Annotated in this window: 18 protein-coding genes and 1 riboswitch; of the genes, 3 read left to right on the top strand and 15 right to left on the bottom strand. The window is 55.9% G+C overall.

Going from position 1 to position 20,238, the window contains the following annotated elements:
* Positions 1–53: 53 nt before the first annotated feature.
* From parC to QN378_RS02230, 11 genes are all read right to left on the bottom strand, one after another.
* A complete protein-coding gene (gene parC / locus QN378_RS02280) occupies positions 54–2,312 on the bottom strand; it encodes a DNA topoisomerase IV subunit A (protein ID WP_323567421.1) in 2,259 nt (752 codons plus the stop codon).
* A gap of 7 nt (positions 2,313–2,319) precedes the next feature.
* On the bottom strand, positions 2,320–2,844 hold the full coding sequence (locus tag QN378_RS02275; protein WP_322206529.1) for a retropepsin-like aspartic protease family protein: 525 nt from the start codon (positions 2,842–2,844) through the stop codon (positions 2,320–2,322).
* On the bottom strand, positions 2,841–3,818 hold the full coding sequence (locus tag QN378_RS02270; RefSeq protein WP_322206528.1) for an esterase-like activity of phytase family protein: 978 nt from the start codon (positions 3,816–3,818) through the stop codon (positions 2,841–2,843). The genes QN378_RS02275 and QN378_RS02270 overlap by 4 nt, the downstream gene beginning before the upstream one ends.
* Positions 3,818–5,722 (bottom strand): DNA topoisomerase IV subunit B, encoded by a 1,905-nt coding sequence (parE, locus tag QN378_RS02265; RefSeq protein WP_322206526.1) that lies wholly within the window; start codon positions 5,720–5,722, stop codon positions 3,818–3,820. Before parE ends, QN378_RS02270 begins: the two co-directional genes overlap by 1 nt.
* A gap of 38 nt (positions 5,723–5,760) precedes the next feature.
* Entirely contained in the window at positions 5,761–6,366 is a 606-nt protein-coding gene (locus QN378_RS02260) for a YqiA/YcfP family alpha/beta fold hydrolase (RefSeq protein WP_322206525.1), read from the bottom strand.
* 107 nt (positions 6,367–6,473) lie between these two features.
* On the bottom strand, positions 6,474–7,283 hold the full coding sequence (cpdA, locus tag QN378_RS02255) for a 3',5'-cyclic-AMP phosphodiesterase (protein WP_322206524.1): 810 nt from the start codon (positions 7,281–7,283) through the stop codon (positions 6,474–6,476).
* A 150-nt stretch (positions 7,284–7,433) separates the two neighbouring features.
* Positions 7,434–7,820 carry a hypothetical protein gene (locus QN378_RS02250; RefSeq protein WP_322206523.1) on the bottom strand — a complete coding sequence of 129 codons (387 nt, stop codon included), beginning with the start codon at positions 7,818–7,820 and terminating at the stop codon, positions 7,434–7,436.
* Between the two features lie 455 nt (positions 7,821–8,275).
* Entirely contained in the window at positions 8,276–9,748 is a 1,473-nt protein-coding gene (locus QN378_RS02245; protein ID WP_323546800.1) for a hypothetical protein, read from the bottom strand.
* A 2-nt stretch (positions 9,749–9,750) separates the two neighbouring features.
* On the bottom strand, positions 9,751–10,230 hold the full coding sequence (locus tag QN378_RS02240; protein WP_323546798.1) for an Hcp family type VI secretion system effector: 480 nt from the start codon (positions 10,228–10,230) through the stop codon (positions 9,751–9,753).
* A 201-nt stretch (positions 10,231–10,431) separates the two neighbouring features.
* Positions 10,432–10,884: a DUF1249 domain-containing protein gene (locus tag QN378_RS02235; RefSeq protein WP_322167351.1), complete on the bottom strand. Its 453-nt coding sequence runs from the start codon at positions 10,882–10,884 to the stop codon at positions 10,432–10,434.
* Positions 10,875–11,492, bottom strand: a complete 618-nt coding sequence (locus QN378_RS02230) for an NUDIX domain-containing protein (protein WP_322206520.1) — start codon at positions 11,490–11,492, stop codon at positions 10,875–10,877. The genes QN378_RS02235 and QN378_RS02230 overlap by 10 nt, the downstream gene beginning before the upstream one ends.
* A 206-nt stretch (positions 11,493–11,698) precedes the next feature.
* Between QN378_RS02230 and QN378_RS02225 the strand changes: the two genes are divergently transcribed.
* Entirely contained in the window at positions 11,699–12,448 is a 750-nt protein-coding gene (locus QN378_RS02225; RefSeq protein WP_323546796.1) for a DUF3298 domain-containing protein, read from the top strand.
* On the opposite strand, the gene cytX is transcribed toward QN378_RS02225, so the two are convergent.
* Together cytX and thiC are read right to left on the bottom strand one after the other, a co-directional pair.
* Positions 12,417–13,709: a putative hydroxymethylpyrimidine transporter CytX gene (gene cytX, locus QN378_RS02220; protein ID WP_322206518.1), complete on the bottom strand. Its 1,293-nt coding sequence runs from the start codon at positions 13,707–13,709 to the stop codon at positions 12,417–12,419. The two genes, QN378_RS02225 and cytX, sit on opposite strands and share 32 nt — an antisense overlap.
* Positions 13,710–13,794: 85 nt before the next feature.
* The gene (gene thiC / locus QN378_RS02215) at positions 13,795–15,684 is read right to left on the bottom strand and encodes a phosphomethylpyrimidine synthase ThiC (RefSeq protein WP_322206517.1); all 1,890 of its coding nucleotides are present in this window, start codon (positions 15,682–15,684) and stop codon (positions 13,795–13,797) included.
* A gap of 157 nt (positions 15,685–15,841) precedes the next feature.
* Positions 15,842–15,946: riboswitch (TPP riboswitch) on the bottom strand.
* A gap of 141 nt (positions 15,947–16,087) precedes the next feature.
* Between thiC and QN378_RS02210 the strand changes: the two genes are divergently transcribed.
* Positions 16,088–17,527 carry a TolC family outer membrane protein gene (locus tag QN378_RS02210; protein WP_322206516.1) on the top strand — a complete coding sequence of 480 codons (1,440 nt, stop codon included), beginning with the start codon at positions 16,088–16,090 and terminating at the stop codon, positions 17,525–17,527.
* Between the two features lie 84 nt (positions 17,528–17,611).
* On the opposite strand, the gene waaA is transcribed toward QN378_RS02210, so the two are convergent.
* Positions 17,612–18,889: a lipid IV(A) 3-deoxy-D-manno-octulosonic acid transferase gene (gene waaA / locus QN378_RS02205; RefSeq protein WP_322206515.1), complete on the bottom strand. Its 1,278-nt coding sequence runs from the start codon at positions 18,887–18,889 to the stop codon at positions 17,612–17,614.
* Positions 18,890–18,903: 14 nt separating this feature from the next.
* Positions 18,904–19,788, bottom strand: coding sequence for a LysR family transcriptional regulator (locus tag QN378_RS02200; protein ID WP_323546793.1), 885 nt, complete (start codon positions 19,786–19,788; stop codon positions 18,904–18,906).
* Between the two features lie 92 nt (positions 19,789–19,880).
* On the opposite strand from QN378_RS02200, the gene QN378_RS02195 reads away from it, so the two are divergent.
* Positions 19,881–20,213, top strand: a complete 333-nt coding sequence (locus tag QN378_RS02195) for a multidrug efflux SMR transporter (protein ID WP_322206513.1) — start codon at positions 19,881–19,883, stop codon at positions 20,211–20,213.
* Positions 20,214–20,238: the final 25 nt, after the last annotated feature.

Here is a 20,238-nt window from a genome sequence, read left to right as displayed (position 1 = left end):
GATTATGCGTCGATCTTCCAGTCAAAACGAAGATCAGACGCCCAATATCGCCTTTATGATGCGCTTTCCACCAGCAACGCATCTACGCGCTGGAAACCACGTGGAAGCTTGTTACCGCGACGACCGCGCTCACCTTTGTAGTGTTCCAAATCATCAGCCTTGAGCGACAGCGTGCGTTTACCCGCTTGCAGAATCAACGTTGCGCCTTCTGGTATGACAGCCAGATCAGTAACGTACTCTTCGCGGCTAGCCACGCGCTCGCCGAGGATGCCAATGATCTTATTGCCCTTGCCTTTGCCCAACTGCGGCAAATCGCTGACTTTGAAGATCAGCAAACGACCCTCGGTTGTTACCGCTGCGAGCCAATTCCGTTCACGATCGGAAACCGGACGGGGGAGGATGACTTTTGCGCCCTTAGGCAAGGTGAGCAAGGCTTTACCTGCTTTGTTTTTGGCCTGCAAGTCTTCGCCCCTGACCACGAAGCCATAACCGGCATCAGAAGCAATGACGTACAACGCATCGTCATCAGGCAGCAGCACACACTCAAAGGTCGCGCCCGGCGGCGGCTGCAACTTGCCGGTCAGCGGTTCACCTTGGCCGCGGGCCGAAGGCAATGTGTGGGCCGCCAAGGAATAGCTGCGCCCGGTAGAATCGATAAACACTGCAAATTGGTTAGAACGCCCCGCTGCCGACGTTTTGAAACCATCGCCAGCTTTATAGGACAACCCTGTGGCGTCGATATCGTGGCCTTTAGCGCAACGCACCCAGCCTTTTTCCGACAACACAACGGTCACTGGCTCGGTCGGCATTAGCTCGTTTTCGGACAACGCCTTGGCTTCGGTACGGGAAACGATGGGCGAGCGACGGTTATCGCCGTAAGTTTCAGCATCGGCGATCAGTTCAGTGCGGACCAGCTTGCGCAACTTGGTTTCGCTGCCCAACAACGACTGCAGACGCGTTTGCTCTTTGCGCAATTCGTCTTGCTCAGCCCGCAGCTTCATCTCTTCCAGACGAGCCAACTGCCGCAAGCGCGTATCGAGAATGTAATCAGCCTGAATTTCGGTCAGCCCAAACCGTGCGATCAGCTCGGGTTTAGGATGTTCGGCAGTCCGAATGATGTGAATCACTTCATCCAGGTTCAGATAAGCCGTCAGCAAGCCGTCCAACAGATGCAAGCGGCGTTCGACTTTGTCCAAGCGAAACTGCAAGCGTCGACGAACCGTGCCGATGCGAAACACCAGCCACTCACTGAGCAGCGCTTTCAGGTTCTTGAGTTGGGGTTTACCGTCCAGGCCGATGATGTTGATGTTCACCCGGTAGCTGGACTCCAGCTCGGTAGTGGCAAACAAATGCTGCATCAGCTCATCGAGTTCGACACGGTTGGAACGTGGAATGATCACGATCCGGCACGGGTGCTCGTGGTCTGACTCGTCGCGCAAGTCGGCAACCATCGGCAGTTTTTTGGCCTGCATCTGCGCGGCGATCTGTTCCAGCACCTTGGCGCCGGACACTTGATGCGGCAACGCAGTCACGACGATATCGCCATCTTCTATACGGTATACCGCCCGCATGCGGACCGACCCCTTGCCGGTTTCATACATTTTCAGCAGGTCGGTACGCGGAGTAATGATCTCTGCTTCGGTGGGATAATCCGGACCCTTGATGTGCTCGCAAAGCTCTTCAATGGTGGCTTTAGGTTCGTCGAGCAAATGGATACACGCCGACGCGACCTCCCGCAGGTTATGCGGCGGTACATCGGTGGCCATGCCTACCGCAATACCCGTAGTGCCATTGAGCAAAATATTCGGCAAACGTGCCGGCAAAACGGCGGGTTCATCCAGGGTGCCGTCGAAGTTGGGCACCCAATCCGCTGTGCCTTGGCCCAACTCGCTGAGCAGCACTTCGGAATAGCGAGACAACCGGGCTTCGGTGTAACGCATGGCGGCGAATGATTTGGGATCATCCGGCGCACCCCAGTTTCCTTGGCCGTCTACCAGGGTATAGCGATAACTGAACGGCTGGGCCATCAGCACCATGGCTTCATAGCAGGCCGAGTCACCGTGGGGGTGAAACTTACCAAGGACGTCGCCGACAGTACGCGCTGACTTTTTGTGCTTGGAGTCGGCATCAAGGCCCAACTCACTCATGGCGTAAATAATGCGCCGCTGAACGGGCTTCAGACCGTCGCCAATATGTGGCAAGGCACGGTCCATGATTACGTACATGGAGTAGTTGAGGTAGGCCTGTTCGGTGAAGTCAGCCAGTGATCGACGTTCTACGCCATCCAGGCTGAGGTCAAGGGAATCGCTCATGCAAGCCTCATCGTTGTGTGGTCTGGCGCAGCAGCATGGTGCCGCCGCGCTGGGTAAATTCGAGTTGTTTCATTGCACTCATACCGAGCAGTATCTGTTCGCCGTCAAGGCCGGGCAACACCATGGCACGCACGTCATGCAGGACGATGTCGCCAATCTGCAAACGTTCCAGCGAAGTCCGAAAGCCCTGAGCCATGCCGTTGGCGGTGCTGGTGGTCACGGGCATGCCGCGTTTCAACTGCAAGGTGTCAGCCACCTCCGCAGGGATCGCAACATCTGTGGCGCCGGTATCGAGCAAGAATTCCACGGTCTTGCCATTAATCTGGGCGTTGCCGACAAAATGGCCCTGGGCATTGCCCTGCAATAAAACCTGGATATAGCCATCACCGTGCTGCGACGTCACGACCGGATTCGGATTTTCCTGACGCTGTTCCCACAACCCAAAATAGCGGGTCGCCAAAAACAAACCGGCACACCACGCAAGAATCAGAAGCACACGCCCGGCGCGCTTGCCCGGAGGCGACTGGTTCAAGGCTTGGCGCTCCAACCTTCCTTGGGTGCCGCGAACCGCCAGACAATCGGCCGGGTCTCACCATCTGCCCGCGCACCAAAGTTGTTATCGACGCCGATCCAGGCGCCCTCGGCATCTATGACCAACGCTTCAGCCAAGCCGAATTTCTGCGCGTAACGTTTTTCCGGCACCAGCGCGTCGTCAGCGAACGACCAGCAGCGCTCGACTGCCCCGGTGTCGAGATCACGGCGGCACACTTGGTAAGCCGCACGTTCCAAGGTAAATAGCTTCCCTTCATACAGCGAGATATCGGAGAAATCTTTCGAAGCGCTACGACTGCCCATTTGTGCAGGCATGGTCTGTTTACCGCCCTCGCTGAGCACCACGCAACTGCCTTTGCAGTCCCAGGCACCTTGCTCGCGGCGCACCAACAGCAAGCCGCGCTTTTCACGCTCTGCTGCAAGCCAAAGTTGATCACCACCCGGACTGATCGCAATGCCCTCGAAGATCGCATTGAAATTCTGCAACAGGCCGCTGTCCCGTGCCTGTTGAACCACGCTCTTGGGAAGGGGCAACCAGTTCGGCGCCCCTGTCACCGGCACTTGCAATACAGAGGCATAGCCTTCGCTAACCAGGTATCGATTGCCTGCGGCATCACACGTCACGCCTTCAAAATCCAGGCTACCGCCTCGAACCAGCGAGGAGGCTTTGGCCATCGAAACCAAGGTAAATGGCAGACCGCTGTCTGGTACTGGGGGCACCTGAATCGCCTGACCTTCTGCCTTCCATACGGTAGCCGACGTGTCGAGGCGATAGAGCAACGCATCGTCGCGGTCCGAGACGGTCCACAGCACGCCATTACAAGACGCCAACCCTGATAAGTTACCGCCCACCATGCCGTCAACCGCATGCTCGGCAAGCATTTTCAGCTGTGGCACAGGGGCAGCGAACACAGACGGCGCGATCAACAATAATCCGGTTAACCAACGTCGCATCAAGTCAAAACCTCAGCCAGGTTGCCTTTGGATTCGAGCCATGTCTTGCGATCACCCGCGCGTTTTTTCGCCAGCAGCATGTCCATCATTTCAGATGTGGCCGCGTAATCATCCAGCGTAAGCTGGACCAGACGACGAGTGTTCGGGTCCATGGTGGTTTCCCGCAGCTGCGGTGGGTTCATTTCGCCCAGACCTTTAAAGCGTGTGACTTGGGGCTTGCCGCGCTTTTTCTCAGCCACCAGACGGTCAAGAATCCCGTCGCGCTCGGCTTCGTCCAGTGCGTAATAAATTTCTTTGCCAAGGTCGATCCGGTACAGCGGTGGCATTGCAACGTAAACATGACCCGCATCAACCAGCGGACGGAAATGCTGAACGAACAACGCACAGAGCAAAGTTGCGATGTGCAGGCCGTCTGAGTCGGCGTCGGCGAGGATGCAAATTTTGCCGTAACGCAATTGGCTGATGTCGGCGACACCCGGATCCACGCCAATAGCGACGGCAATGTTGTGCACTTCCTGACTGGCCAGCACCTCACCACCATCGACTTCCCAGGTGTTCAGGATTTTCCCGCGTAACGGCAGAATCGCTTGAAACTCTTTGTCCCGCGCCTGCTTGGCCGACCCGCCAGCGGAATCGCCTTCCACCAGAAACAGTTCAGAGCGCATAGGGTCCTGACCAGCGCAATCAGCCAGTTTGCCCGGTAACGCAGGCCCTTGGGTGACGCGCTTACGCTCGACCTTCTTGCTGGCCTTCAGGCGGCGACCAGCGTTGTTGATCGCCAGTTCGGCCAGTTGCATGCCCAGCTCGGAGTTGGCGTTGAGCCACAGGCTGAATGCATCTTTGACGACACCGGAAACAAACGCCGCAGCCTCACGGGAGGACAACCGCTCTTTGGTCTGGCCAGAAAATTGCGGCTCCTGCATTTTCATCGACAAGACGAACGCAATCCGCTCCCACACATCTTCCGGCGCAAGCTTGACGCCACGCGGCAGCAGGCTACGAAACTCGCAAAATTCGCGCATCGCATCCAGCAGCCCCTGGCGTAAGCCGTTGACGTGAGTACCGCCCTGCTGAGTCGGGATCAGGTTGACGTAGCTTTCCTGAACGCTGTCGCCACCCTCGGGCAACCACAGCAGCGCCCAATCGATGGCTTCTTTATTGCCGGCAAAACTGCCGCAAAACGGCACGTCGGGTAGGCGCAGAAAACCACTGACCGCGTCCTCCAGATAGGAGCGCAAGCCATCTTCGTAATGCCATTCGATTTTTTCGCCGGTGGCTTTGTCTTCGAAGCTGACTAACAGTCCCGGACACAGCACCGCTTTCGCTTTGAGCACATGCTTGAGGCGGCTGACCGAAAATTTCGGCGTATCAAAATATTTAGGGTCCGGCGCGAAATACACGCTGGTCCCGGTATTGCGTTTACCGACGGCACCAATGACCGCGAGCTCACTGGCCTTATAGCCATCGGCAAAGGTCATTTCGTATTCGTTGCCGTCGCGCTTTACCCGCACCCGAACGTGATTTGACAGCGCGTTCACCACGGAAATACCTACGCCGTGCAAACCGCCGGAAAATTGGTAGTTCTTGTTTGAGAACTTGCCGCCAGCGTGGAGCTTGGTGAGAATCAGCTCGACGCCCGAAACACCCTCTTCCGGGTGAATATCTACCGGCATGCCGCGACCATCATCGGACACTTCCAACGAATTGTCGGCGTGGAGGATGACCTGAACTGACTTCGCGTGCCCGGCGAGGGCTTCATCGACGCTGTTATCGATGACTTCCTGGGCGAGGTGGTTTGGCCGCGTGGTGTCGGTATACATGCCCGGACGCTTGCGAACCGGGTCGAGGCCCGAGAGGACTTCGATGGCGTCTGCGTTATAAGAGCTAGCGCTGGGATTGGCCATGGGGTCTCGTCGTCAGTTATTCATTAAAATTCGGGATCTTACCTGTTTACATTTACAAGCTCTGGCGCGAAACCGGCCAGTATCAGTAACACCGGCAAGCACTCGGCGAAGCCCTGAAAACTGTGGTCGCCGCCCGCCTGAATGCGCAAAGCACAGGCTCGGTAAAACGTCTGAGCGCGGCGGTAGTCAAGGGTTTCATCCCCGGTTTGCAGCCATACCTGAAAACGCTGCGGGTCTTGCGGAGGCAGTACTTCCAGCTCGGCCAAGGCCGTCACATGATCGTGGGTCAGTTCCCAGCTTTCGCCGCTGTACAGGTTCTGCTGGGTGCCGAGTAAACCGTCGAACAATCGATGCGGGTTGACCGCTGGATTGATCAGTACGGCCTTGAGGCCATGGCGCTCAGCCAAGTGAGTCGCATAGTAGCCGCCGAGGGAGCTGCCGACCAGCAGTGGCCGACCCAGTTCGGCAATTGCAGCGTCAAGCTGGGCGATGGCCTCACGCGGATGATGATGAAGTGCAGGCACGCGCAGCTGTGCGGCAAGTCCCAGCTTGTGCATCAACGCTGATAACTGACTGGCTTTTTTCGACAGCGGCGAGCTGTTCAAACCGTGGATATACAACAGTGTGGAGGGTTCGCCGGTCATAATCGCTCCTGTAAACAATTGATCACACGTAAAGACGCGGAGTTTACAGGGACAATCGCCCGATGACTCACTCTCAGACATTTCCCGCTAAATTAAGGAGAAGTCGCTCAATAACCTTCGCCGCTGTAGTCCACCTCGAAATCCAGCCCCTCCACCCGGGAAACCCCTGTATCGAGTCGGCCATCGGCATACAAGCGCAACCAGCGATAACCCGGCGCTGTCGTGTCGACCTTAAATTCGACACTGCCCGGCGCGAACTGTATGCAGGTCGAGGGCGATGCCAGCAAGCGCGCGCCGTTACGCAATTGATCGTATTCCTGATGAACGTGCCCCCACAGCACCGCACGCACGTGGGGGAATCGATCAAGCACCGCAAACAGCTTCTCAGGATTACGCAGGCCAATGGGGTCCATCCACTGACAGCCAATGGGAACCGGATTGTGGTGCAGGCACACCAGATGATGGCGTTCCGGCGCTTCGCTCAATGAGCGGGCCAGCAATTGCAGTTGCGCGTCCTGCAAAAAACCGGGTACTGAGCCGGGGACGGCGGAATCCAGCAAGGTAATGCGCCAATGGCCGAGATCGATGATCGGCTCCAGATACTCACTGTGACGGGCGGCCTCAGCCATCTCCGGTAGCTCGTCGTGATTACCGGGAATCCAGCGAGTGGGTGCCGAAATTTGCGCACTGACCTGACGAAACGCCTCGTAAGACTCAACGCTCCCGTCTTGGGACAAATCACCCGTGGCTATTAGCAAATCAACAGCCGGTTGTTCGGCCAAGACACGCTCGATCACGGCATTCAGGCTGTCGCGGGTCTTCATGCCCAGCAGCTTGTCGTCCGCGTCGGCAAATAGGTGGCTGTCGGACAGTTGGACTACTAGCACCGACGATGCTGGATGGGATGCGCTCGGCAAAGGCCGTCTCCTTAAAGCGAAGTCAGGCGATTATGGTCGTAAGCGCACGGGTCGGCAAACCTTGGGGTGGCGAATGGGTCACATCATGGGTAAGCCGATGGCTCGTATCGGTCATAGATCATTGTGCGTGCGCTCCGGCAGTTATCAAAACTAGTCACGACCAAACTTGGCATACGCTGCAAGTCCACACATAACCAATAGCAGCCCCCAACCAGCCCACTGCATAACAATCAGTTGGCGCTTCAGACTGGCGGGGAAATTCTTAAGATCCTCGGCGCTAACCGCCCCCCTCCGAAGAGCCATACCAGGCGTGACCATCATCCCCATTATTAACCCAAAGACATGCATCCGCCCCCAAGGACCCGCGTGTATCAAAAACCTGCGAATCATAACTATCGGACTATTCTTCATGTGGCCCAACATCAGGTCCATTTTGGTGTAGGCGAGATACATCGCTATGGCGATCCAAATGAAAATACCTCCAAAATCAATCAGGCCAACACAGAGGAAGATTTTGTCAGCGGTACTCACGCTCATTTACTGACCTCGTAAATCACTTCGCTTATCGCTTCAATGCGGTTGATGAGGGCGAGTAAGTAACCGCAAAAGCTAGCCACGGCCGAACTTAGCATACGCTGCAAGTCCACACATAATCAATATCAGTCCCCAATTAACCCACTGCATAACAATTAGTTTACGTTTCAGATCGGCGGGAAAATTCTTCAGATCCTCGGCACTAACGACTCCCTTCCGGAGCGCTATACCATGAATGACCATCAGCCCCATTATTAACCCAAAGACATGAAGCCGCCCCCATAAACCCGCACGTATCAAAAACACGCGAATCATAACTATTGAACTATTCCTCATATGACCCAGCATCAGATCCATTTTGGTGTAAGCGAGATGCGACGCTATTCCAAGCCAAACGAAAATACCTCCAAAATTTACTAGGCCCACACAAAGAAAAATTTTGTCAGCGGTACTCACATTCATTTATTGACCTCGTAAATCACTTCGCCTAGCGCTTCACCAGTCATTCCACCAAAATACCCTCCGGCGAAAGACCCTCCCCCCACTACCACAAGACCACATACAAGTGTTCCCACCCCAGCAGTCGGAACCCCGATAGCAAAGCAGATCGCTCCAGTTCCGACGGCGCTTAAAACTCCGCCTGCGACAAAACCGCCCGCAGCCCCGCCGATAAAACCCCCTGCCTCCGTAAACTTCACCTTCTCACACGCCTCAGCATCCCCCGCACGGCATACATCCTGCACTTTCATATAAGAAGCCCCGCCGCCAATAGCGGTGCCCACCCAACCACCGTAATTTATGTACTTGGAGGCCTTGGCCACTTTGGCCAGATGAGTGGCATATCCAGGGTTCATGTCATGGGCACCGGCCCGGCCCCAGCGATGCACCAAACTACGGCTGGAAATACCCAGGGCGGTTTTCAGTTTCGGGTGGTCAGGGTAGTCGATGGTATGTTTGGTCAGTTTGGTGAGATGGGTGTCGAGTTGAGCAAACAGTTCTTTGCGTTCAGCAAAGAACTCGGGGGATCGCAGGTGCCCGTGTTGGTTGAAGGTGCGCTTGTGCAGGTCTTCTATGGCTTCCAGGATTTCTCCTACCGCGTCTATGTTGTCCTTGTAAACCGCCGCGGCCATGCTGGTCCCAATAGAGCCGTACTTGATTAAAGACTCGATTTCGTCGCGGTGGCGAACCATGAAGTCGGCTTCTTCAGGACTAAGATCCTCCAACGCCATATTCACCACTTTTGCCGCGTCCATCAGGCGCGCTTCTTCCTCAGTGCATTGTCCATTATTGGGATCACTGAGCACGATCATTTGCCCGGCTTTTATCTGATCCAACCCAGGGTTCAGGATCCTGAATTTAGCAATGACCGCAGAACTGGCTGAGGTGAACAACTGCGCTTCCAGTCGTTCAACCGTGGTGCTTCTGGGGACAATATAGAACCCGGGGTCGTGCAGTTCGATGGGTTCTGATTGCAGCTCTGGAGGAAAAAGCCTGTAACGTTTATAAATGGACGTCGGGACGGGCAGGTGCAGGGTTGCCAGGGTCTTTTCATTGCTTACCTTGAGATGTTGAGCAAAGACATATCGCAGTAAGCGTTCAGGATCAGGTCGCATAACCGGTTGGATGAGCCGTGGCACTGGAATGCGTTTGACGCTGTTGCTTATGGCACGCTGGCGATCACGCGCCAACGCCTGCGATTGACTCGCGAGACTGCGGTGCTCTTTCAATAGGGCGTCTATGCCCTGGGTGGGGGTTTTACGACCGAGTTCAACGTCATCAATAATATGCTTGGCGTAATAGGACACTTCCCGAATAAACCACACGCGCCCATTACCTTGATCAAGGTGTCGGGCGCTAACACTAATGGCTTGTCCTTGCAGTTGTCCTGCTGCTTGGTGGACATCCCAGATATCATCACGGCTGGCGCTCATCGTTATTCACCCCAAAAGCTATAGCCGCTGGTAGCCGCTTTGAGGTTCGTGTAATTAATCTCACGGTAACGAAAAGCGACTTGTTCTCGCATTTCACCGTCAGATTGAAAAATCACATCGGGCATATCCTGCGTCAGGTCGACAATAAGTCCGCCCTTGATCGATATCGAATAAAACTTCTCCTGCGTACCCGAGGGCGTTGTTTGATAAAAATCAAACGTGCACTCTAGCTCCTCTCTTCGGGTCAGGGCTTGTTCCAATAAAGGCGAAGATTTATCAACATATTTGGAGATAATGATAGGGCCATGAGTTGACTGGTTGTTATTTTCAAAATTGGCCAGGTTACGAGTATAAGAAAGCACCATTATTTCGTCGGTATGCGCTAACTGGTGTTTGTTGCCGATCGACTCTTTACTGGAGCAGCCTGCCGAAATCAATCCTTGAGCCTTGCCGGTAATCGTCATGTATGCAGGGTTAGCCATAATTACCTCTCCTTTTGATTGGAGGGTAGTTTATTGGAAAGTGAACCCGGCAGGCTGTAGGACGCGTCTGAAAATCAAGCGATAACAAATAGACTCAGATTTATATCACATCGACTTTCAGCACTATGTTGGGCAATTCTTCGTACGGTGTTGCGCAACTTATTGCGCAACTCAAGAACCCACTTATAAAAATGGAAACTCTCAACGCACCACTTCAAACTCATGCCCACACGCCAAACAATGACTCAGCCACTCACCCAAAAACAAGTTGAGTTGAGCCTTTTCATCCGGCTGGTGCATCGCTTCATTGGGATACGGGTAGATGCCACGAAAACGGCGGGCATGTTCGGCGCCGATGACTTCGGCCATGCGCGCGTCGTGATACACCTGAACTTCCAGCTTGGGCACCGGCAGCCATGGCAGGCTGTGCTCCTGGCGGACCTGTAAGGTGGTGGTGTAAGGACAATCCAGCAGGACTTCCACCGCCAACACGCCGAGCATTTGATCGCCCTGGGTAACCGCGACCCGGCGCGAACGTTGTTGATTGCGCATGTCCGGGAGCAACCGCATCAAGCGCGCATAGTTGGCCTCGCAGGCGGCTTGCAGCCCGACGAGGTCAACCCGGTAGCGCTCGCGCACAAGTCTCACGACCATAGCCCCCTGATTTCAGTTCGGTTCAATGCCAGCCATTGCAAAGCAATAAGCGTAGCGGCATTAAAAATTCGTCCATCGTTTATGGCTTTTAGGGCATCGTCAAATGCCCACACCGATACGCGAATATCTTCACCTTCCGCTTCCAGACCGTGCAAGCCACCCGCCCCTTCACTGTCACAATGCCCCAAGTACAAGTGAACGTATTCACTGCTGCCACCCGGGGAAGGAAAGTACTTGGTAATCGGCACCATTTCGCTGAAGACCAGACCAGCTTCCTCTTCTGCCTCGCGGTGGGCAACCTCTTCCGGCTGCTCATCCTTGTCGATCAGCCCGGCGACCAATTCAATCAGCCAGGGATTGTCGATTTTGCCCAGAACACCCACGCGAAACTGCTCGATCAACACCACTTTGTCGCGCTTGGCGTCGTAGGGCAGCACGCACACCGCATCATGGCGAACGAACAATTCACGACTGATTTCCTTGCTCATGCCCCCGTTGAACAGCTCGTGGCGCAGGTGTACGCGGTCCAGGCGGTAAAACCCCTGATAGCAATTTTCGCGTCGAGTAATCTCTACCGCCGAAGGGACGGAGTTGTTCGTGTCAGTCATAAGTTTCTCGCTACAGAGCCTGAACCGGCTTCGCAACATCCTAACGCGCCCTACCGCCAGATGCAGCCCCCCAACACTGCCATTGAAGCAACCAAGGTAGACTGCTTGCCCGCAGACGACTTCAGGTTAGCGTAGTGGCGAACTGATCGAGCCGCTTGCAGTCCAAGCACGTCGACCCGTCTTTTTTGTTTTTGCCAAGGATCACCATGTCATTGTTGAGGATCACTACACTGGCTTGCTTCGCACTGGCGCTGGGCGCCTGCCAAAGCTTGTTTCAACCCAACTACAACTCACCGCTGGAAGCACAGCGTGACGCCTCGGAACAGATCAAACCGGGCTACGCAACGCCAGACTGCCCGTTGGTGAATGTCGACACCGTGCATTTTCCTGACGAACCGAACCTGGACAGCCTGATCCAGAACACCTTGCTGCAGATGGCCCGCAATACACCGGGGGCTACGCCATTACCGGCATCGCTCAAAGCCTATGAACAGCAATTCCTGCAGCAAGCACCGAACAGTACCAACAGCTATTTGCAGGCCAAAGTACGTGAGCAGCATGACGGTCTGGTGATCATCGAACTGTCCAGCTATTTGGAAAACGGCAATGAACATGGCACGCCGGGGCGCGCGTTCATCAACTATTCCCGCCCGCTGCACAAAGCCCTGACGCTACAAGACATGTTGTTGCCCGGTCAGGAAGAGGCGTTCTGGTTAACGGCGCAGCAAGCGCATAAAGAATGGATGATCAACAACAAAGTCGCTCAAGATCCCGCGTTCGTGCACGCTTGGACGTTTCAGAAAACGCCAAACGTCGCACTGACGTATGGCGGGGTCATCCTCAAATATGGCGTAACTACGATAGCGCCGTACGACATGGGCCACATTGAGCTGAAGATGTCTTACCTCCAGCTCAATGGCATCCTCAAGCCGGAGCTGTTCCCGCGCCGCGGTTAAATACGCGACCCAGCAGCAATTGCAGCACGCCAGACACCACCAGCGCTGGCAGTGTTGCACCCACATTTGGGTAGAGATTCGCCAACAGGTGATAAGTGCTGACGCCGCCCAACCACGCCAACAGGCTCATTCCACGCAAACCAAGGGTGGCGGTCGGTAGGTTGCGACGGCGCAGAATGAAGTGATCAACCAATACCACGCCGAACAACGGCGCGAATACCGAGCCAATCAGCAGCAAGAAATTCTGATACTGCGCCAACGGCGCCAAACAGGCGATCAATGTGCAAATCACACCAATGCCCAACGCCAGGTGTTCGACCTTGATCCGCAACAGAATTCCGCTGGAGACCGCCGCCGAGTGAATATCGGCGAAAGCGTTTTCCGATTCGTCGATCAGAATCAGCAGCAGCGGAATGCCCATCCCGGCGCCAGCCAAGGCAAGCAACAGCGGACTCATTTCACCACTTGGCGCGAAGGCCAAGGTGTAGGCGACGCCCAAGCTCATCAGCCAGAAATTACCGATGAAGAAACCCAACGCAGTACCACCGAACACGCCTCTGGCGCGCTTGCCGAAACGTGAGTAGTCGGCAATCAACGGCAGCCAAGACAGTGGCATGGCGATTGCGATGTCGAAACCGACGGCAAACGGCATCGTCCCGTCACCGGCATGCGCCCACAGCGCGGTCAGATCGGTCTTGGTCAACAGGTTCCAGGTAAGCCACACACACGACGCCAGCAAAAGCCAAATGCCCCACTTACGCAGCACCTTGCGGACGAAGGTCAATGGTCCGCTGACGGCCAGAAAGGTCGCCAGCGCACCGAAAATTACGGTCCAGACCAGTGGATTCGCCCACAAGCTGCCTTCGGCAGATGCCCGCGCACCCAACAAACTAGCGGCGTCGCGCATCACAATGATCTCGAAAGCGCCCCAGCCAATCAGTTGCGCCAGGTTCAATATCGCCGGCAGCGATGCGCCGTGAGTGCCCAGGCTGAGCTTAAGCGCCGCCATGGCTGAAAGTCCGGTGTCGCTGCCAATCACGCCAACGGCCGCCAGCAGCAATACGCCAACCAGCGTACCGAGAAAAATAGCCAGCATCGAACCCGACATGCCCAGCCCCGGCGCCAACAACGCACCGGTTTGGAGGACCATCAGGCCGATGCCGAGGGAAAACCACAGGGAAAACAGATCTCGGCCGCCGAACACACGCTTGCCCAGAGGCACAGGAATGTCGGGAGAGTAGGTGTTGGATGCAATAGTCACGGGTGTGATCTCGGAGGAGCGGTTTATCCAAAACCTGTAGGAGCCAACACGCTGGCTCATACAGGGGATTTTTCATCGGTTCAAATCAAACCTTCTTATACAACTGACTACCTTCCTGCTTGAAGCGCTCGGCCTGCTCGCGCAAACCTTCCTGCACGGCAGCATCCACGGTGTCGATCTTTTGGTTAGCCGCATAGATGCGGACTTCCTGAGTGATCTTCATCGAGCAGAACTTCGGCCCGCACATGGAGCAGAAGTGCGCGACTTTAGCCGAGTCCTTCGGTAGGGTTTCGTCGTGATACGAGCGTGCGGTGTCGGGGTCGAGACCCAGGTTGAACTGGTCTTCCCAACGGAATTCAAACCGTGCCTTGCTTAAGGCGTTGTCGCGAATTTGGGCACCGGGGTGTCCTTTGGCCAAGTCCGCCGCATGGGCCGCGATTTTGTAGGTGATGATCCCGGTTTTGACGTCATCCTTGTTTGGCAGGCCCAAGTGTTCCTTCGGCGTGACGTAGCAGAGCATCGCGCAACCGAACCAGCCAATCATGGCCGCGCCGATACCCGACGTGATGTGGTCGTAGCCAGGCGCGATATCTGTGGTCAGCGGCCCGAGGGTGTAGAACGGCGCCTCGTCACAGCACTCCAACTGCTTGTCCATGTTCTCTTTGATCAACTGCATCGGCACGTGGCCTGGGCCTTCGATCATGGTTTGTACGTCATGCTTCCAGGCGATTTTGGTCAGCTCGCCAAGGGTTTCCAGCTCGCCGAATTGTGCTGCGTCGTTAGCGTCGGCAATCGAACCCGGACGCAGGCCATCGCCCAGCGAGAAGCTGACGTCATAGGCCTTCATGATTTCGCAGATGTCTTCGAAATGCGTGTACAGGAAGTTTTCCTGGTGATGCGCCAAGCACCACTTGGCCATGATTGAGCCGCCACGGCTAACAATACCGGTGACGCGCTTGGCGGTCAGCGGTACGTAGCGCAACAGCACGCCGGCATGAATAGTGAAGTAGTCGACGCCCTGCTCGGCTTGCTCAATCAGCGTGTCGCGGAATAATTCCCAGGTCAGGTCTTCGGCCGCGCCATCGACTTTTTCCAGCGCCTGATAAATCGGCACGGTACCAATTGGCACTGGTGAGTTGCGGATTATCCATTCGCGGGTTTCGTGAATGTGCTTGCCGGTGGACAAGTCCATGACCGTGTCCGAACCCCAGCGGATGCCCCAGGTCAGCTTGGCCACTTCCTCTTCGATCGAAGAGCCCAGTGCGCTGTTGCCGATGTTGCCGTTGATTTTCACCAGGAAGTTGCGGCCGATGATCATCGGCTCCAACTCAACGTGGTTGATGTTGGCCGGAATGATGGCGCGACCGCGGGCGATTTCGTCACGGACGAATTCAGCGGTGATGTGTTTCGGAACGCTGGCCCCGAAGCTGTGACCGGCGTGTTGCTGAGTCAGCAGACCCGCCGCGTGGGCTTCCTGCAGCTTCATGTTTTCACGAATGGCGACGTATTCCATCTCGGCAGTAATGATGCCCTGACGCGCATAGTGCATCTGGCTGACGTTGGCACCGGCTTTAGCCCGACGCGGGTTGCGTACATGGGCGAAGCGCAGTTTGGTCAGTTCGGCATCGCTGAGGCGCTGTTGGCCAAAGTTAGAACTCAAACCCGACAGGCGCTCGGTGTCGTCGCGCGAGTCTATCCACGGCGAACGAATGTCAGCCAAGCCTTTGCGCACGTCAATAATCACGTTGGGGTCGGTGTAGGGGCCTGAGGTGTCATAGATGACCACGGGCGCATTAATCTCGCCGCCGAAATCGGTCGGTGTTATGTCAAGGCTGACTTCACGCATCGGCACCAGAATGTCTGGGCGCGACCCTTGAACGTAGATTTTTTGCGAACGGGTGAACGGCTGAACTGATCCTGAATCGACTTGGGCCGACTCACTCAAGTTAGCGGTGTTTTTTGATTTTGTACTCATCACAGGCACTCCAGACATCATCCAGCGGCGGATTTATTGTCGGAGTGAAACCTGAAAGGCACGGGTGCACCAAGAACGGTGCTGAGCATAGAAAGGAAGCGCTGCTGCTCATTTCATGAACAATAGACCCCGGACGATACTCAAGAGGACTCGCCGGGAGACGAGAAATCTTGTTCCCTACGCAGGCGCTAACCTGATCAGGTTCAACGGGATCCGGATTAACCGATCTCAGCCTCATAGCAAGGCACCCCGACAAGAACGTCGCCAGTCTAGTGCAAGAGATGGGCAGAACGCCAATAACGTTGAATATCACTCGATAAATGGCTGATATGCAGGATTGTTGCGAACTACACCGGGCACTACACTCGCTACGCGAATTATTACTCTCTCTAGGAAACGCCTCATGCTGCGCAAACTTTCACTGGCTCTCGCCGTGTCTTGTGCTTCCAATGGAATGGTCTGGGCCGTTGACGTGCCTTTGCCGACCAAGACGGGCTTGGTCAACGTCTACCAGGAGGCTGTGGATAACAATTCAGACCTGGCCGCTGCCCGCGCTGACTACCAGGCTCGCAAAGAAATCGTGCCTCAGGCGCGGGCTGGCCTGCTACCGAACTTGTCGGCAGGTGCTAACGTTCAAACCACCCGCACCCAAATCGACCAGCCTTCGACAAACTTCACCCGTAGCGGCACGGTGTATCAGGCCACCTTGAGCCAACCGATCTTTCGGGCGGACCGCTGGTACCAGTTTCAAGCAGCCAAGGACGTCAATGAGCAAGCGGTGTTGGAGCTTTCTGCCACTGAGCAAAACCTGATTTTGCAAAGCGCTCAAGACTACTTTACGGTCTTGCGTACCGAAGACAATCTGGCGTCTACCAAGGCCGAAGAAGCGGCGTTCAAACGTCAGCTAGATCAGTCCAATGAGCGTTTCGATGTCGGCCTTTCAGACAAGACCGACGTGCTGCAGGCGCAAGCCAGCTATGACACAGCACGAGCCAACCGCATCGTTGCTAAACGACAGGTAGACAATGCCTTCGAAGCACTGGTGACATTGACCAACCGTGAGTACAACTCCATCGAAGGCATCGTGCATACGCTGCCGGTGCTTGCGCCGACTCCAAATGACGCAAAAGCGTGGGTCGACACGGCCTCGCAACAGAATCTGAATCTGCTCGCCAGCAACTACGCAGTGACGGCTGCAGAAGAAACCCTGCGCCAGCGCAAGGCCGGTCACGCTCCCACCCTCGATGCGGTAGCAAGTTATAAGCGCGGTGATAATGATGCGTTCGGTTTCAGCAATCCGAACTTTACCGGCCAGAACTATGGCGGCAACGTTGAGCAGCGCAGCGTCGGTGTAGAACTGAACATTCCGATCTACAGCGGCGGATTGATCAGTTCCCAAGTGCGAGAAGCTTACGCACGGCTAAACCAGAGCGAACAACGTCGTGAAAGCCTGCGCCGTCAGGTTGTGGAGAACACCCGAAACCTGCACCGCGCGGTGAACACCGATGTTGAGCAAGTTCAGGCGCGCAAGCAGTCGATCATCTCCAACCAGAGTGCGCTGCAAGCCACTGAAATCGGTTATCAGGTGGGCACCCGCAACATCGTCGACGTGCTTGACGCCCAACGTCAGCTCTACAGTTCAGTGCGCGATTACAACAACACGCGCTACGACTACATTCTCGACAACCTGCGTTTGAAACAGGCAGCAGGCACTTTGAACCCTGGAGATTTGCAGGATTTGTCGCGCTACTTGAAAGCTGACTACAACCCGGACAAAGACTTCCTGCCGCCCGACTTGGCTACAGAAGCGGCGAAAAACTTTCAAAAGCCTACGCAGAAGTGATTGGCTGAATGACGTGCTGGTGTGCCCAATACCGCCATCCCAAAGCTCTTCACAACGTTGAAGGGATTTGGGCAGGCAGGCCTGTCAAAGGCCTCCCACACGCGTCAACATGTCCAACAACCGCTGCAACGCGCCCTGGTTGGCGCCCATCACTTTCAGCCCGGCGACGGCCATTTGCTGGGCCTTAGCGGGTTGATCGACTAACTGTTGGATCGCAGCTGCCAGTCCCGTCGCATCGCTGACCTCTTCTAACGCTCCGGCAGAGCGCAGCAGTGCTGCTATTTCCAGAAAATTGAACAGATGAGGACCGCTTAACACCGGCTTCGCCAGAGCAGCCGGTTCCAGCAGGTTATGCCCGCCGTTGGGCACCAGGCTGCCGCCGACAAACGCACAATCGACCACTGCGTAAAGAAACAGCAACTCGCCCATGGTGTCGCCCAGCAACACCGAGGTGGTGGAGGTGACGGGCTGCGCGGTTGAGCGGCGAACCGTTTCGAACCCTTGCTGCAGACACAAATCGTAAACGCTGTTGAAACGCTCAGGATGGCGCGGTACCAAAATCAATAATGCGTCTGGATGGCTGATCAGCAGTTGCCGATGAGCGGACAACACGGTTTCGTCTTCGCCAGCATGGGTGCTGGCCGCGATCCATGTAGGGCGTTCCCTGGATTGCCATTGCTCACGCAAATCTGCCGCTCGAAGCAATAACTGCGGGTCGATACTCAAATCGAACTTGATCGATCCGGTGACTTCGACACATTCCGGTCGGGCGCCCAGATCAAGAAAGCGCTGCGCTTCCGTTTCAGTCTGCACTGCGAAACCACTCATTTCAGCCAGCATCGGCCGCGTCAGCTTGGCGAAACGTCCGTAGCCACGTGCCGAACGCTCAGATAATCGGGCGTTGGCCAGCACTACCGGAATTCTACGCTTGGCACACTGGTGAATATGATTGGGCCACAGCTCGGTTTCCATGATCACAGCCAACCGAGGCTGCACGTGATCCAGGAAGCGCCCAGCCGCCCAAGGCAAATCGTAGGGTAAATAACAATGTTGAATCCGGGATTCGCCTGCGAACAACGCCTTGATGCGTTCTGAGCCAGTGGGCGTCATGCAGGTTAGGGTAATCGGCAGGTGCGGGTAGCGCGCCAACAGAATTCGGATCATTGGGGCTGCAGCGATGCTTTCTCCAACGGAGACGGCATGCACCCAGATCCCGCCGGTTTGCATAGGCGCCAGCCCGAACGAGAAACGCTCGCCGATCCTCTGCGCGTAGGCAGGCGCCTTGCGCGCCCGCAACCAAAGACGCAGGGCTATCAGCGGCAAACCCACGTGAAACAACACGCTATAAAGGAATCTATTCATGGCGGCGGAGTTTATCAGCCAATCGCTTGAAGATGCTGGGCAAAGCTATCGGCCAGCCACCTCGCCGCAGGGCCCAGAGGCTCATCCCGGCGCCAGACCATTTCCACGACCAGCGCAGGCGGCGTCCAGTCGCTGATCAGCTCGACCATTAGATTTTGATACGCCGGGTACTGCACCACATGTCTTGGTAGCCAAGCCCAACCGAGGCCGCGCATCAACAGTTCGGCCATCACGTAGAAACTGTCGGCACGCCAGACCTGCGCGCTGATCTGTTCGCCTCCGGGGTAACCGCTTTGCTGCGGCGCGATCAATAGCTGACGGTGACGACCTAGCAACTGGCGACTCACGCGAAGCTCGCTGGCCAATGGGTGCCCTACCGCGCATACCGTGACCATCTCAACGCTACCCAATGCCCGTCGTTCCAAGGCTTCGGACATTTGCTCATGATGGAACAGCAGGCCCAAATCCGCCCGACGCTCAACCAGCTTGCGCGCCACATCACCTTGGGCGCCGCTGGCCAGCTGCATTTCCAACGTCGGAAAACGTTCGGCCAAGGCTTCAAGGCTGTCCAGCACTGGTTGATATGGCATGGCTTCATCGTGGGCCAACCGCAAGCGCGCCTCTTGACCGCGCATCAACGCCAACGCCCGGCCATCGAGGCGATCACACTGGCGCAACAACTCCCGCGCTTCTTCCAGCAATGCCCCGCCAGCTTCGGTCAACCGGGGTTGTCGGCCGCTGCTGCGGTCGAACAGGCTGACACCTAAGTCCGCTTCCAATAATGCAATGGCGCTGCTGACGGCTGATTGCGCGCGCTTCATGTCACGCGCCACCGCGGAGAACGAACGCTGTTCGGCGACGCTGACGAACAATCGAATTTGCTCAAGATTCCACTGCAAGACTGTTCAGCCTATCGATTTTGAAGATGGGTAATGACTTTACCCCATCTCTTGAAGCTCTAGAATGAGCAGCTTATGAAAAGGAGTACACCATGACCGCTTATTATTATCTGGCCATTGCCATCTGCGCCGAAGTTATTGCAACCGTCTCCATGAAAGCGGTTAAAGGTCTCAGCACACCAGTACCGCTGCTATTAGTCATCGTGGGTTATGGCATTGCGTTCTGGATGTTGACCTTGGTAGTTCGCAGCATTCCAGTGGGCGTTGCCTACGCGGTCTGGGCCGGCATGGGGATTGTCATGGTGAGCATCGCTGCACTGTTCGTTTACGGACAAAAACTCGATGTGCCCGCCATGCTTGGCATGGGCCTGATTGTGGCTGGTGTGGTTGTGATTCAGCTGTTCTCAAAAACCGCCGGGCATTGAAAACGCGATCCTCTATAATGGCGGC

This window comes from Pseudomonas sp. 10S5 (genome assembly GCF_035019745.1).
GTDB lineage: Bacteria > Pseudomonadota > Gammaproteobacteria > Pseudomonadales > Pseudomonadaceae > Aquipseudomonas.
This window is presented reverse-complemented; position numbering and strand designations above follow the sequence as displayed.